The 14,120-nt window shown below is 47.5% G+C and carries 10 protein-coding genes and 1 pseudogene; 5 read left to right on the top strand and 6 right to left on the bottom strand.

Annotated elements, in window-relative coordinates:
• Positions 1–113 precede the first annotated feature (113 nt).
• A complete protein-coding gene (locus ACR2PX_RS00815) occupies positions 114–653 on the bottom strand; it encodes a molybdopterin-dependent oxidoreductase (RefSeq protein ID WP_433997466.1) in 540 nt (179 codons plus the stop codon).
• 45 nt (positions 654–698) lie between these two features.
• Entirely contained in the window at positions 699–2,012 is a 1,314-nt protein-coding gene (locus ACR2PX_RS00810) for a molybdopterin-dependent oxidoreductase (RefSeq protein ID WP_433997465.1), read from the bottom strand.
• Between the two features lie 456 nt (positions 2,013–2,468).
• Here ACR2PX_RS00810 and ACR2PX_RS00805 point away from each other — a divergent pair, with 456 nt between their 5' ends.
• Entirely contained in the window at positions 2,469–3,479 is a 1,011-nt protein-coding gene (locus ACR2PX_RS00805; protein WP_433997464.1) for a hypothetical protein, read from the top strand.
• On the opposite strand, the gene ACR2PX_RS00800 is transcribed toward ACR2PX_RS00805, so the two are convergent.
• Positions 3,473–4,183, bottom strand: a complete 711-nt coding sequence (locus tag ACR2PX_RS00800) for a DNA-3-methyladenine glycosylase I (RefSeq protein WP_433997463.1) — start codon at positions 4,181–4,183, stop codon at positions 3,473–3,475. The genes ACR2PX_RS00805 and ACR2PX_RS00800 overlap by 7 nt on opposite strands.
• Before the next feature lie 150 nt (positions 4,184–4,333).
• Here ACR2PX_RS00800 and ACR2PX_RS00795 point away from each other — a divergent pair, with 150 nt between their 5' ends.
• Positions 4,334–5,503 (top strand): pyridoxal-phosphate-dependent aminotransferase family protein, encoded by a 1,170-nt coding sequence (locus tag ACR2PX_RS00795; RefSeq protein WP_433997462.1) that lies wholly within the window; start codon positions 4,334–4,336, stop codon positions 5,501–5,503.
• A 40-nt stretch (positions 5,504–5,543) separates the two neighbouring features.
• On the opposite strand, the gene ACR2PX_RS00790 is transcribed toward ACR2PX_RS00795, so the two are convergent.
• On the bottom strand, positions 5,544–7,610 hold the full coding sequence (locus tag ACR2PX_RS00790; RefSeq protein WP_433997461.1) for a hypothetical protein: 2,067 nt from the start codon (positions 7,608–7,610) through the stop codon (positions 5,544–5,546).
• Positions 7,611–8,065: 455 nt separating this feature from the next.
• Here ACR2PX_RS00790 and ACR2PX_RS00785 point away from each other — a divergent pair, with 455 nt between their 5' ends.
• Positions 8,066–8,275 (top strand): hypothetical protein, encoded by a 210-nt coding sequence (locus ACR2PX_RS00785; protein ID WP_433997460.1) that lies wholly within the window; start codon positions 8,066–8,068, stop codon positions 8,273–8,275.
• Here the strand turns inward: ACR2PX_RS00785 and ACR2PX_RS00780 are convergent, their stop codons facing one another.
• Entirely contained in the window at positions 8,276–11,344 is a 3,069-nt protein-coding gene (locus ACR2PX_RS00780) for a hypothetical protein (protein WP_433997459.1), read from the bottom strand. It lies immediately after the preceding gene.
• A 123-nt stretch (positions 11,345–11,467) separates the two neighbouring features.
• On the opposite strand from ACR2PX_RS00780, the gene ACR2PX_RS00775 reads away from it, so the two are divergent.
• On the top strand, positions 11,468–13,063 hold the full coding sequence (locus ACR2PX_RS00775) for a hypothetical protein (protein WP_433997458.1): 1,596 nt from the start codon (positions 11,468–11,470) through the stop codon (positions 13,061–13,063).
• A 39-nt stretch (positions 13,064–13,102) separates the two neighbouring features.
• Here ACR2PX_RS00775 and ACR2PX_RS00770 read toward each other — a convergent pair whose 3' ends face one another.
• A complete protein-coding gene (locus ACR2PX_RS00770; protein WP_433997467.1) occupies positions 13,103–13,495 on the bottom strand; it encodes a catalase-related domain-containing protein in 393 nt (130 codons plus the stop codon).
• Between the two features lie 33 nt (positions 13,496–13,528).
• On the opposite strand from ACR2PX_RS00770, the pseudogene ACR2PX_RS00765 reads away from it, so the two are divergent.
• Positions 13,529–13,885: pseudogene (locus ACR2PX_RS00765) on the top strand (IS30 family transposase); the annotation flags it as partial.
• Between the last annotated feature and the right edge of the window lie 235 nt (positions 13,886–14,120).

Here is a 14,120-nt window from a genome sequence, read left to right as displayed (position 1 = left end):
CATTACCTGTAAAACTGATGTTTTTTAGAATCAGGGAAAACAGCCTGACTGCTTCTCAGGAAAATCCGGCAAAACTATACGACGAAAGGTGTTCTACCTGTGCTTTGAAATTCCTATACATTGAAGTCAGCCAGAGCTACCCTGGTGTCTTCAGGGGCTGTCACCTTATAAGGCCCTCGCTCGCGCAGGGCTTCTAAAGTAGGCAGTTGTGGATCTTTTTTACGGGCACCAGCATAAAGGTACTCCACCCATTCTTCATGGGTTCTTCCTTCGGTGTACTGATCTTTGATACCAAAGCGTTCAGCCAGACCCGTACAAATGTTGTAGGCACTTCGGCATTCGTACATAGGTTTGATCGCTGGCACCAATGGCACTACAGCGCCCATGGAACCAGAAGCATAACCATCAGAGCTGACTTCTGTGTTTTCCAAAGTCGTTACATCAGGCAGAAGCAGATCAGCCATACGCGCACTGGGTGTCATATGGTTATCAACCACCACGATGTATTCACACAGTTTTTCATCTTCCAGGATGGCGCGGGTTTTGTTGATCTGAGAATGCTGATTCAACATATTACCGGCGTAACAGATCATGAACTTGATGGGATTATTGAGCTTTTCTCCCCCCTGCAGTCCATCGGTCTTGTCGGTCATTTCATTGGAGCGGGTAATGGCATCAGTCCATTTGAAGAATGGGATCTACACGTTAACCGGGTTAGAACCCACTGGCAGAGTCGGCACCGGATAGCCAAAGTTGGCTGGCATATCGCCGGTATGTGTGCCCTGCAGACCAATATTTCCAGTCAGAATCGGCAGCATAACGATTGCTCTTGCACTCTGCTCACCGTTGGCCTGACGCTGGATACCTGTACCCTGGACAATGTAGGCCGGTTTGGCCGTACCAATTTCACGGGCCAGCTGAATAATCTTGCGCGCTGGAATACCAGTAATCGCTGCAGCCCACTCAGGGGTTTTCTCAGTGCCGTCGGGGCCCTGGCCCAGGATATGAGCCTTGTAATGACCATTTTTTGGTGCACTGGCTGGCAGACTTTTCTCATCGAAGCCCTGGCAGTATTTATCCAGAAATGCCTGATCCACAAGATTCTGGGTAATCAGCACATGAGCGATGCCTTCTACCAGCGCTGCATCCGTACCGGGACGAATGGGAATCCACTCATCTTCCTTACCCAGCATGGTATCGGTATAGCGAGGATCAATGATGATCGTGCGAGCTTTGCTCTTACGGGTAGCCTGAGCGTGTTCGTAAATTTCACCACCACCACTCATTCGGGTTTCTGCCGGGTTATAACCGAACATCACCAGCAGATTGGCACTTTCAATTTCAGAGGTGTAACTACCAAAGGCCGAAGGTTTAATGGAGCCATAGGTAAATGGCAGAGCAAACTGAATCTGGCCCCAGCTGTAGTTCCCGTAGTAACTCAGGTAGCCTCCCACCATGTTCATGAAGCGCTTCATGGCATGCTGACCATCCGTTCGATAGCCCTGGGTTCCTGAACCGTAAGTAAAAAAGATGGAGTCATTGCCATAATGGTCAATGGTGTACTTCAACTTTTCGGACATGAGATCCAGCGCTTCGTCCCAGCTGATCCGTTCAAAACGACCTTCACCCCTTTTGCCTACCCGCTTCATGGGGTACTTCAGACGATCAGGATTGTAAACTCGATGTTTGATGGAACGACCACGCAAACAGGCACGAATCTGATGCTGACCAAAAGTCTGGTCATCACCGGTTGTGTCCGATTCAACCCGGGTAATCATGCCATTCTGGGTGTGTACCTGGAGAGCACAACGGCTGCCACAGTTCACCATACAGGCAGACCAGGTTGTTTTGGTGACCTTGTCTGCCGCTTTTTCGGGATTAACCCGAGCGATGGATTTCAGGGGTAGCCCTGACCCCAATACAGCAGCGGCTCCGCCTACAGCAGAACCCCACTTCATAAAATTTCGCCGTTTCATGGGCGAAAACAGAGTGCTTTCAAGCCAGCTTTTCATTGATATTTCCCGCTATCCAGTGAAGCCTGAAACTGCGGCTGTATAGTGTGTCCTGGCAGAAGTTCCGAAACTCTCCAGGGAGTCTGACAAACTTCACAAGACGTATAATTATTCAGTCAGCCGAAAGTTGGCCATTCACGAGGGAGTTGTGAACATGCCATTCAGGTATACTTTTAAAGCGATTTTATAGGGGATAAAAAGAGAAGGCGGTTGATTTAAATCAATTACTTAACATATAAATTTTTATGTTAAATAATTATTTTTTTGCAACTGGAAAACTTACTTATCTCCAGCTTTTTGTGTTCCAATAAACGAAGTCCAACCTCTGTTTGCATAAGCTATCTCCTTTAAATGTTTAACCGATAATCTGACAACAACGCCTCAGCCCTTAGAAAATAAATCAGCGTTCTTTTTTCGCTGACTATACTGTCAAACATTTACTTGGCAGGCCCCTCTATGAAGCTCTTTTCCTTAAGCTTTGTTCTTGTTTTTCTTATGGCTATGATCGCTGAAGCCAGTGCCAACTCAACCTGTATGACAGGCAATTCTGCTCATCCACGGGGCAGTTATTTGCATGAAATTCAGCTCAGAAAAGCCAACAAGCAAAAAGGGCAAGACATTAAAGTGTCCACTGTGGCAAAAGGCAAAGTCATCACTTACGGCAGTAGTAGTTTAGAAAATACATGCCACTACGTTGAAAAAGGGTTCGATATACAGCTGGCAGGTAACAAACTGGTTCTTAAACCGGGTCAGAGAGTGACGGCATCACAGTTCATAGAATCACTCAAATTGGACCATGCTGACAGTGAGGGTGCCTGGTACAGACCTTCTAGCTGGATACCCTTCTATAACTGGCAGTCTCCTGCTCTCAACCATGCCAGTGATATACCGGAAACCTGTGACTTTAAAAGGACTTATCTAACCAGAGAGACTGGATTGATAGAGGCCGAGTGTGAGTCCGTCAGCAAGAAAAAAATAAGAACTATCATGCCCACTTTTGAGGTCTGCGATGTCAACCAGGGTCTGGTCAACTATAACGGTCAACTGATATGCCGAAGCACTTGGACGTCACTCCTTCAATACAGTTTTTACATTGGCAGAATGCTTGGTAACTACAACGTCGACCACCTTCCTGCCGAACACTCTGAATGTGCCAGTGTCGGGGGCAGCTACAAATACATAGCCACTGCCAATCAACCCCTGCAATTATCCGGTTTAGCCCCCATCTATTTCAGAACATCAGGGTTCTACCTTTGCCAAGGGGGAGAAGATGACTACTGGAAAGATTATGTTCCACAAGATCATGAATATGTTGGCTATGACACTCTTCATAACCTCTTGATTACCCGGATGCGTATTCCGGATGATACGGCGTTTCATTATCAGGCTTTGCAGGCACCCCAGGAATGCCTGGATGAAGGTCTGAAAATTGCGGGTGACAAATACGGCCTTTATTGCATTCAGTGAGCCATATCTTCCAGCGCCTGAATATGATTATCGCCCACCCCAAAAGCCAGTATGCGACTGAGTTCGGTCAGGGATCGACCACTGCTCTCTCTGAGTTGATTAAAGAATGTCTGAATCGCTTTCTGACTTTTCTGGCTGGTCGTACTGCCTTCAATGATTTTCATGGCCCGGAAATAACCTTCTACATCACGGGTCATAAGAAAGGTATCTTTGCCAACCGTTCTCAGAGCATAAGGACCGGTATTCCCTCCCAGACGGCTGCCGTGCTTTTTCAGATAACTCCAGAGTCCAATAATATTATCTTCAGGCCAGTCCGCGACAAACTCAGCAAAGCTGCCTTCACGTTGCTGTACATCGTGGATCATCATGGCATTTTCCCTGATACTCCAAACTTTCTTTAGGTGCCGGATGATTTTAGGATCAGTGGCTTTCCGCTCCAGCATGTCATCGGGCATCATCAACAACTTTTCTATATCAAAGCCCCAGAAGACCTCTTCAAAATCAGGCCATTTCTGATCCACAATCCTCCAGACAAACCCACTCTGAAAAACCTTTCGAGTCAGCTCCGCAAGGTAACGGTCATCCGGAATGCCTTTCAATTGATCGCTGTGAAGGGGATTTTCCAGCAATGATTCAACGGCCGCCTCTCCCCCCTTGCGTTCACAAGCACGCTCAAAGATGACGTCATAACGTTCTGGCTTCATGACCACTCCATGTATCTGGCAACTGTTTGTCGAAAGTGTATACAGTGCTCGAGTGAAATTGAACATTGATACTTATCGATAAAATGTGTAATACATAAGAGCGCCATTGTCACAAACCTGACCAAACGGTCAATAACAGCAGAACAAGATATGACCATTCAATCATTCCACCCACCCAAAAGAACCCTGATGGGTCCCGGTCCTTCTGACGTATACCCTCGAATTACGCAAGCGCTGTCTAGCCCAACGATCGGACATCTTGACCCTGAGTTTGTCCGGATGATGGATGAGGTTAAAGAGCTGCTTCAATACGCTTTCAGAACCAAAAATGCCCTGACACTGCCCATTTCAGCACCCGGCTCCGCTGGAATGGAAGCCTGTTTTGTCAATCTGGTAGAACCAGGCGACAAAGTAATTGTATGCATCAACGGTGTCTTCGGTGGTCGCATGAAAGAGAACGTCGAGCGTGCAGGTGGTGAACCCGTCATTGTTCAAGGTGAATGGGGGCGTGCTGTTGATGTTGCTGAAGTTGAAAAGACACTACAGGCTCATCCGGACAGTAAAATCCTGGCCTTTGTTCATGCTGAAACCTCTACCGGTGCACGCTCTGATGCAGAAACACTCTGCCGTCTGGCTGGAGAATATAACTGCCTGACCATTGTTGATGCCGTGACCTCTCTGGGTGGATCTGAACTGGAAGTGGATGCCTGGGGTATCGACGCTATTTATTCTGGCACCCAGAAATGTCTCTCCTGCGTACCGGGTATTTCTCCGATCAGCTTCAGTGAAAAGGCGGTGGAGAAAATCTCCAGCCGTAAGCACAAGGTTCAGAGCTGGTTTCTGGATATGAATCTGATCATGGGTTATTGGGGTAAGGGCGCCAAGCGGGCTTATCACCATACTGCTCCTGTTAATGCCATGTACGCCGTCCATGAAGCTCTGGTTATTCTGCAGGAAGAAGGCATCGAGAACGCCTGGGGCCGACATAAGCTTCACCATAACGCACTGGCGACAGGCCTTGAAGCTATGGGGCTGGAACTGGTGGTTCCTGAAAATGAACGCCTTAGCCAGCTGAATGCCGTCAAGATTCCCGATGGCGTAGACGACGCCCTGGTAAGAAGTGAACTGCTGTCAAAATACAATCTGGAGATTGGTGCAGGTCTTGGTGACCTGGCTGGCAAGGTTTGGCGTATTGGTCTGATGGGCTGCAGCGCCAACCAGACCAATGTTCTGAACTTTCTGGGTGCCCTGCAATCAGTATTAGGGTCTGATAAAAACGGAGCGGCAGCCGCTCTGGAATTCTATCGCTCACAAAACTGATGAAATGTATCTCCCTCACTCCTGTGAGGGAGATATGCAGTTATAGAATCACACAAGGGCATTGTTCAACATTGGGCATAGGTGGATCATCTACATCCATGGCAAAGTCATCATCAGAGTCTGTATCCGATATCGTAAAACCATCGATGACCCGATATAAACGTTGCCCCATCAATTCCAGGGGTTCCCTGTTCAACTCTTCCACCGGATGCTGCCCCCTTCCCCAGGTTTTTCTGTTACTTCTGGCTTCAACCGCCCCCTGATAATAGCGCCGATACTCTTCCTGACTGATCCGAAAACCCATGAGTTCCTCAACTTCATGCTTGCGGAAGATTTCGCTCTCATCCAGATTATCCAGCATCTGATCAACAGGCCCCAGGAGACTGGCCGCCATATACAAACCCAAGGTGTATGGAATAACCCCTCCATGCTGATCGTAAACTTCTTTACGTTCGGAAAAATAATCATCCATGACCTGAATACGCCCAAGCTCACGATGATTATCCAGCCAGTTCATCCATTTAATGCAGCTCTTTTTATCGGTACAGGCCATCATGCCTATCGGGTAAAAATCCGCAGGCTCCTGACGACGTATTTTCTGTACGGATTTTATGAACCCTTTGGCCCCTGACGCACCTTCACCATAATCAGAAGGTTCTCCATCCGTGAAGATATAAGCAACCGTCTGTTGGCGCTTCCTTCTTGCCGATTCAAAGCTATCCCTGACCGCTTTATTGAGTGGCGTACCTCCCCAGGGTTGAAGACTTTCGATAATAGAATTCAGCGCACACTCCTTTTCCGCAATCGGCATTTCTCCCGGGATGCATTGAGGTTCATAGACATTCAGACACCTCACCGTAATCCCCTGAGTCGATACGGCTGCCAATAAGGGCACCATAGACTTCAGCCGACACTTCAACTCTTCCATCCGTGTCAACTGGTTATAGCCTCCCGGCGTTGTAGATAACCCGGTATCACTCTCATTCATTGATCCACTGTTGTCTATTATCAGATCCAGATGATACTCCTGAAGTTTGGAAAACTTGTTGGTAAGACCAATAGGGATTTCCAATTTTCGAGTGGCTTCAATAACCGCACCCTGGTTTGTGCCCAGATTCTGTAATTGCCCAATGGAAGGAGGCATTCTTTGCAGGAAATCCCTTTGTTGTGCCAGTTCAGGATTCACAGCCATGACCTGCTGAAGATCAACGGCTACCGGTATGCTTGGCTCATGCACCAAGATACCGTTGCGCACCACAATAGTGGGTCGCGCCAAAGCAGGCGGAGACACATAGCCTTGGCCCTGTACAACCGAATCATAATCCGGAGGAGGCTCACTCATACCACCCTGAGGAGGGGGCGCGCTCGGATCGGTATTGCCACCCGTCTGACCAGATTCTCCCGACCCCCCTTCTGCATCGGGTTTGTTGCCAGGAAGAAAAACCATGCCATCCAGCTCCCCCTGCCAGACAGAGTTTGTATCCGGTTTAAACTCTGTATTCAGATCAGTGCTGGCATGAGCTCCCAGTGTTTCCTGATTGAAGTCTGGGTTTTCATCGCGGGATTCAAACGGAGCTTTTATCCTGTCAGCCTGCTGCTGTTTCTCCTGAAACTTTCTGGCTTGTTGGGCAAGTGCAGCCTGCTGCTCCCTGAAGCTGTCAGAATCATCCAACCAGTCACCCTGTCCGAGATCATAGCTTTTGGACTTTCCCCCCACTTCGGATAACAACGGATCGTCGTGTCTCTCCTCTAAATCCAGATCAAGCTCTCTGACGGGAACTTCCTCTTCCTTGAAAGCCTCCAGTCGCTCCCGGTCCTCAGAACGCTTTTGTTCCCATACAGATTCTGAATCCCTGATCAATATTGTCACTGATGGTGACTTTTCCTCCCGAGAATATTCTTCGACTTCCTGATCATCGTCCGGTGGCAAAAGAATACTGCCCAAACCCGTCGGCTCAGGAAGTTCTGGCAGTTTGAACATTCGACTCGGATCGAAAGGCTGGCCTCGAATAATCGGCAGACCTGTCGATCCGCCACTGCCCGGTAATACAGGAAAATGTGAAAAAACGGTGCCAAAGCCCCAGCTATCGACGGGAACCAGTGCCATACACACCAGACAACATCGGAACTTTTGCTCAGGCCATAAAGATCGCACCCAATCCGCCAGCCGTAACCAATGCGGGAAACCGTTTAACTTACACCTCTGAAGCAAACATTCTGATTCCGATAGAAAACACCAGGAAAACAAACTTTTCAGTGTCATGATTATCATACGTTGACCCACTCAAAACGATTAAAGAAACAATCTCCGAGTGCTGCAGCGCCGTGAATATAGAAAGGGATTAGCATTCAGCAAGGTAAGATGATGACCGGATTCATACATCATTCAGATTCAGCGACTCACAATCATTCTTATTCATATTTCGTTCACGCCGATCCCAGGCCGATCAAGCAAAAGAAATAGTTAATAATTATTTTTAAGATGCGAATTCAGATTTGTGCATCGAGCATAAAAAACCATTCTGCTAATATCGATGAAACGAATTCATTAGGGTATGAAGCATGTACAAGCTGCTGGCAATGATCTTTCTGGCTCTGGTTGTGATCGTCGGCCTGTCACGGGATTTTGAAATGGCCTTTGGCCAGGATTATGCCTACATGAAAGCAGACTTCCCTCGCTTTGCTAACAAAGTCTGGTTTGGCTTTGAAGTGGGTAAAAGAGGTGGATTTGAAGGCGTTTACGATGATTTTAAAGAAAAGATGAAGCAGTAATCATGTATCAACATCCAGCTTCGTCTGTTTACTGACAGGGAGCTCAGTGTCAGCAGGGCGCTTTCGGACAGCTCGCCCCCCCTCCAGTGGAATAGACAGTGGGAAGCGGGGGCGTTTTGATATCTTCCGCATTTTGAATTGCTTGAGTTTGTAAAAGAAATCCCGGATGTCTTCCCTCGACATATTAAGAGTTCGGGCGGCTTCGGCAACCCGCCTGGGAGATTCATGGGGAGTATCGTATTTTGGGGTCAACATCCAGTCGATAACCCGGCCTTCACCCAAAGTCATTGATTCCCCCTTGTGCCTGTATACCTTCCTTTCAAAGTTAAGGCAGTCCTCTGACTTAGGATACTTCATCACCATCCCGCTGATTGTCATTTCATTACTGCCCATAAAGTCCTTTAACCTTGAATAACTCCAGGACCTGTCTCCTTTCAGACCTGCACAGCCTATAGCAGGCGTAGCACCGTGTTTGAAAAATATATCACCATTATTCAGTTTGTAGGCAATGTAAGACAGTGTATGACCTTCTCTAAGATAACTTTTGATTTGTTTTAGAACCTCTCTGCGCCAGCTTTCACTGCCTGTTCTATATAACCCCAGTTCATCCAAAGCATTGATCGCTAATGCGTCAGAAACCTTCTCAGGAGGTTCAAAGTCTGAATAAAAAATCAGAGATCTTAGAAACTGGGCAGTACACCCCTTGGCTCTGTCCGGAGAAAAGTCCTGAATGAGCAATCCGGCAAGATTCAGAAATTCAGGTTGTCTTGGTAGCATTGTTTTCAGGTTCCCCAGAATCGTTTCTGGACTTTTCTCCCAATCAATCCTGTCAAACATCCTTTGCAACCTTCTGGTCAGCAAGGTTTTTGCCTCCGGGCATTCGATACCTTCTTCAGCAATAATCTTGCGCAGGGCCTCCTCTGACCAGACTGTGCATCCGGAATCTCTGGCCACTTCTGGCAACTCTATCGAGAGCAGCCTTTTTGAGTGATTACTAAGAGCTACCGTGCCTTGTGTGGACTTCAAGATTTCTGCCATGGATTTAACATCAAGGCCCTCTTCAAACCCCTGGGTTATAAAACCCTTGAGAGCCCGACGAAAGTGCTCTGACTCGGCATGACAGACCTGTAGCGTATCCAAAGGTTTCCAGACAAAAGATTTTTTAGTGCTCTGTTTATCAGATAAGCTAACCTGCTCCTCATGCATCAGATGTCTGACCAGTGCAGGGATGTTGGATTTGGCTTGCTTAATCGAAGATTTAATCTCAGGTCGACGATTCCAAAGGTGGCGGTAGTCCTGACAAATAATCGACACAGTGCCATCAATAAGATCCCTACCCTCTATGGACTGAGCGATCCGACTGCCGACACTTCTTCGGCAGGCTTTAATATCCACTCCAATCGCTTTAAGAAGCGTTTTACCGGTCCCTCTCCAATCTTTTTTATTCCAGTATTTAGGATCAATTCCATCAATGGCTGGTATCCGATAGGGCTTTCTTCTGGAATCCCGGCTTTCTCCCTCATAATCACCAAAAAAACCGTGAGTACTCATGGCCTCCAGACATTGATCGACTGAACGTCCCCTTCGCAGATATTTTTCAGCCTGATTTCTCAGGGCGGCTACATACTCATCCGTACGACTTCGATAACAAGCCATGACATCAAAGTCATTGGTCTTATAGGTTTTAGCCAAATGTTTAACGGCTTCATAACCGGCAAAGAGCTTTGGTATGCAATGCAGGGCACAGACACTCCAGTCGACCGACTTACTGATTTTATTTGGACTGATATCAGAAGGCGTACACTCCATTTTCTTGAGATGCCACATCAACCCGCTCAGCGACAGATCCCGACTGTGATGCCAGAGCAACACGGCCAGCGGGAGCAACCTTCTGGTCTGACGTTTTGCCAGACTGAGATCCTTTTTGCCCAAACCTGTATTTTTTTGAAACTGTTCTGCCAGAGTGAGGGTGGCATCGCCCGTCATCCAATAACCATACTGACTGCAAAGCATCCACATATGATCAGACAATGATTTTTCATTAAGAGGTACGACTCGCTGAAGAGAGGGATCAACAATGACAACGCCTTGTTTCTCCATTGCTTCACAGAAGGCTTTATTGGGCATCTTGCCCTGCTGGATTGACACTTCATGTTCATCAATTCCAGAAATCGGTTCATCACCCGGTGCCATCAGTAATAGATAATGATTGGTGACTGTGTCGTCTCCTTTCTTGATCTGAAGATTCACAAGGGAAGCTTGTGAGCTCAGCTTTTTACTCATCAACCAGTGCGCCAGAAGGAAAAAACACCAGTCATCGCAACGAATGAATTTAAGACGTCTGGCGCCTTCTGCTTTCATCATCACTTTCATCTGCTGATGAAAATCGGTATTGCCTGGAAAATGACCTTCCACCAGTTCTTTGAACTGCCATTGAATCATCTCATTACGAGCGGCATCACAACGTTTCCGAAAGGAATCTGTGGTCTGATGAATATCAACAATGGGAAATCGTCTGGCTTTATCCAGCACTTGGGTCATTTCCCCCAAAAGCGCCTTCTGATCCTCCGGTAGAGATGCTGAAGCAACCTGAAAGTCTGTTCTTTTTTCAACGTCTCGAAACTCCACAGAGTCCACTTCCCAATGGGGTACGGGTGAAAAGAGTTCATAGTCTGATGGACAGGGTGAAGGTGCCCGCCATTCACTCAGCCGAGCCTTTTCAATTGAAACCACCATAGGCTCCACGATGATCTCTTCTTCGGGCTCATCCGATTCAGCCTCTGATGAATCCGACAGATGGGTCACTTTACCCAGTGGCTTTTCGACTTCAGCCACTCGAGCCGTTGAAGGAGCAACAAAGCGAGATGATTCGGTTCTCTGGAATCGTGGATGGGGAACTTCTGCCTGCAGGTAAGGAGAGTCAACATGGACTTTCTTGATGGGACCACTCACTGGCACAGACAGAGACCCAGCTCCAGCGTGGGCCGTTCTCTTTCGTTGCAAAGCCATCACCTGACGGGAAGCATCCTTCCAGTCAATGGAGGGCTGGCTGGGGCCAGTTCCATGCATAACCGTTCATTCCTTTGAATATCGATGTTTTTGACCATCATTCAGCCAGAAAGTGCCCGGAACTCTCAAGAGAAGTGAAGGTCAAACAAAAATGATTCAGGGAAATTAATTTATGAGGCTGGAATGGATTCACAGCGGTTGTTTAGTCCAGATAATGTTCGCCCATCTGCCAGCAGTGGTACCACTGCCAACCCTCCCTCGTCTCGTCGCCGTGGAAAGCCACAGGCCTATATGCAGCGGCGACCTGTCAAACCTGCCGGTGGTGGAAAACAACCCAGACCTCACCTGTTGGAATTAACCAAGCAAACAAAGTCACGCCCTGTCTCATCTCGACAAACACGCGGTAAAACGGGCCCAGCTTCCACCCTGCCGATCTATCACGACTCCCTGAAGCCCAGAGTGAAAAAGTTCTGGAAAACACCATGGCTTGCGTGGTGTTACAAGTTCCCCGAAGACTGGCGAAGCGCCATGAAAACAGACAGGGATGGCAATATGCTGATTCCTCAGAGCTGGAAGTGCTGGCTATTGGCACCGGATCGTTTCGTGAAGATTGAAAACATTCCTTCTCCTCCCCCTCATGAATTGATGTCCGATAAGCTGTGGCCTGCCGTAACATACTTGTTGTCAGCCCTGAAAAAACTGGAGGTCAGTCGCGAGGTGGTTACGGAGGAAAGTTTGAAGACCATGATTCAGTCTTTCCAACCCCATGATCGCCCGGAAAAAGTGGAAGTGATGCTGCAACTCTGCAAGACCGCCTTTTCAGAAACATCGCCATTAACGGATTTGCAAAAATACTTTCTGATGGCGCTTTGGGCTTATCGAACTACAGACTGTGAGATCAAGATCAACACCAATCCATTCACCCTCTTCAACTCTTTTGAACTAAAGATCAGTACCATCAATAAAGACCTTCTGGGCGAGCCTGCAACCACCAGCCAGCAAATTGAAGACCTGGGTAAAAGCCTGTTCGTTCAATACTGGCATCCGCTGAAATCGGCACTTCTGAACTATAGGCCCCAACCTCTGGAGGAAAGAATTTTTCAAAACAGTCGCTTTCATCGCTCTATCTGGCAGTTCGCTCACACATATTCTGCCATGTGGTCCGACAACCAGGAGTGTGATCTGGCTACCGAGTTCAATGTGGGTGAAGGCGATATGCTGCATTCAGAGTATTTCGCCCACTACTTACGGGCATTTCTTGGTGCTGAAAGCCAGCTCTCAATGCGACAACAGGATCAACTGAGATTATTACTGGATACTGTAATAGTTGAGCGCAAGCTGACTCTGACTGCGAACGGTCATCCGATTGACTGGAGAGAATGGCTGAATCGTTATGAACCCAGAGTTGATTGTCTTCCGGGCAATGAATGGAAAGATTATGATAGTGGGACGGACAGTCGGTCCACCGACCTTTCTGCCAGCGACAACAGTCAGACAGGTACTGAAGAGAGTGGTTCAGAGCGCCCCCACCCCGTCACAGGAGGAAAACATTTCCCAGGCAAATCGATCTCCAGAGCCTCCATTCCCAGAAAAAAATTAAGGTTGGAAGAACCTGAAACATCAACACAGGAAACCTCCGATCAGGAAACAGCATCTCTCAGACCCACCAACCGAGGAGAAAAAGAGATGCCAAGGACTCATATGAGTGCCAAAGAAAAAGCTTATCGAGAAAGAGGACGCTACTGGTCCAGTTCCGAGAGTGACCCAGATGGAGTCTAGCCTGACCCTGATGACTCAGAATCAGGCTTGCTACCGAACTTAACCTTGTTTTTTCACCGCTTCTGCCACACGACGACCATAGTCATCATCACAACGGGTGAAGTGTTCAATCATGCGTTGTTGTACAGAGTCTGTCGCCTGACTCAAGCCACCGGCAATGTTCTCAGCCAACTGAACTTTCTGTTCTTCCGACATCATTCGGAACAGATTGCCTGCCTGAGAGTAATTGTCTTCATCGGTTGTGTCGTAAGCTTTCAACCAGGCATTCTCTTCAATCGGCATAGGTGGCTCAGCTACATCGGGCTTGGGAACCGGAGCTCCTTCTTTTGAGCGATCATCTGGATAGAAGTTGACCTGACTGCCCTGCAGATGCCCTGTTACCGGACAACCTGAAGCACCGGCCATGGCACCGTCACGCTGATAATGATGCACCGGACACTTCGGTTTGTTGACCGGAATCTGCTGATGGTTAGCTCTCTCAAGCCTTTGAAGAAGTTTATCAAGACCATAACTTACGACAATGGAAGAGAATTTGTTGAGCATGAATCAATAGCAAAGATTTTGGGCTGTGACAGCTATTTCGCAACACCCTATCATTCATGGGAAAGAGGTCAGAATGAGAATGCCAATGGTCTGCTCAGACAATACTTTCCCAAGTCGATGGAGCTGGTTAAGGTCACAGAAAAAGAAGCCGTTATTGCGGTCGATAAACTGAACAATAGGCCCAGAAAATGCCTGGGTTACAAAACACCTTACGAGGCATTTAAAGAATCAACCGGAGTAGATGCAAGAAAAGTCATGGGTTATGCACTTATGACTTGAATTCAGGTACAATTTAGATATCTGAATATAATATAAACCTTCTATTCAATTCTTCTCATTAAAACAAAAACTGCTTTTTAATTGATCCAGGTCAACCCCAAGAGATTGGTAAATAGTGCCTGTCCGAAAACCCTCAACCCTTGAAAATAATAGCTTGTAGCCCAATATAGATACTGAAGTTTTCAACTACCGGCTGTTATTTTCAAAAATCATGCGTAAACCAATTAATCCACAG

The organism is Endozoicomonas sp. (genome assembly GCF_051008435.1).
Lineage (GTDB): Bacteria > Pseudomonadota > Gammaproteobacteria > Pseudomonadales > Endozoicomonadaceae > Endozoicomonas_A.
The sequence above is the reverse complement of the archived record's forward strand: the minus strand, read 5'-3'. Positions and strand labels throughout refer to the sequence as shown.

What these genes read in the sequence shown, in the direction of transcription:
- ACR2PX_RS00800 (WP_433997463.1), bottom strand. Translation starts at nt 4,183, where the DNA reads ATGAAGCCAGAACGTTATGACGTCATCTTTGAGCGTGCTTGTGAACGC.
- ACR2PX_RS00775 (WP_433997458.1), top strand. Translation starts at nt 11,468, where the DNA reads ATGGATTCACAGCGGTTGTTTAGTCCAGATAATGTTCGCCCATCTGCC.
- ACR2PX_RS00795 (WP_433997462.1), top strand. Translation starts at nt 4,334, where the DNA reads ATGACCATTCAATCATTCCACCCACCCAAAAGAACCCTGATGGGTCCC.
- ACR2PX_RS00780 (WP_433997459.1), bottom strand. Translation starts at nt 11,344, where the DNA reads ATGCATGGAACTGGCCCCAGCCAGCCCTCCATTGACTGGAAGGATGCT.
- ACR2PX_RS00790 (WP_433997461.1), bottom strand. Translation starts at nt 7,610, where the DNA reads ATGGCACTGGTTCCCGTCGATAGCTGGGGCTTTGGCACCGTTTTTTCA.
- ACR2PX_RS00810 (WP_433997465.1), bottom strand. Translation starts at nt 2,012, where the DNA reads ATGAAAAGCTGGCTTGAAAGCACTCTGTTTTCGCCCATGAAACGGCGA.
- ACR2PX_RS00805 (WP_433997464.1), top strand. Translation starts at nt 2,469, where the DNA reads ATGAAGCTCTTTTCCTTAAGCTTTGTTCTTGTTTTTCTTATGGCTATG.
- ACR2PX_RS00815 (WP_433997466.1), bottom strand. Translation starts at nt 653, where the DNA reads ATGACCGACAAGACCGATGGACTGCAGGGGGGAGAAAAGCTCAATAAT.
- ACR2PX_RS00785 (WP_433997460.1), top strand. Translation starts at nt 8,066, where the DNA reads ATGTACAAGCTGCTGGCAATGATCTTTCTGGCTCTGGTTGTGATCGTC.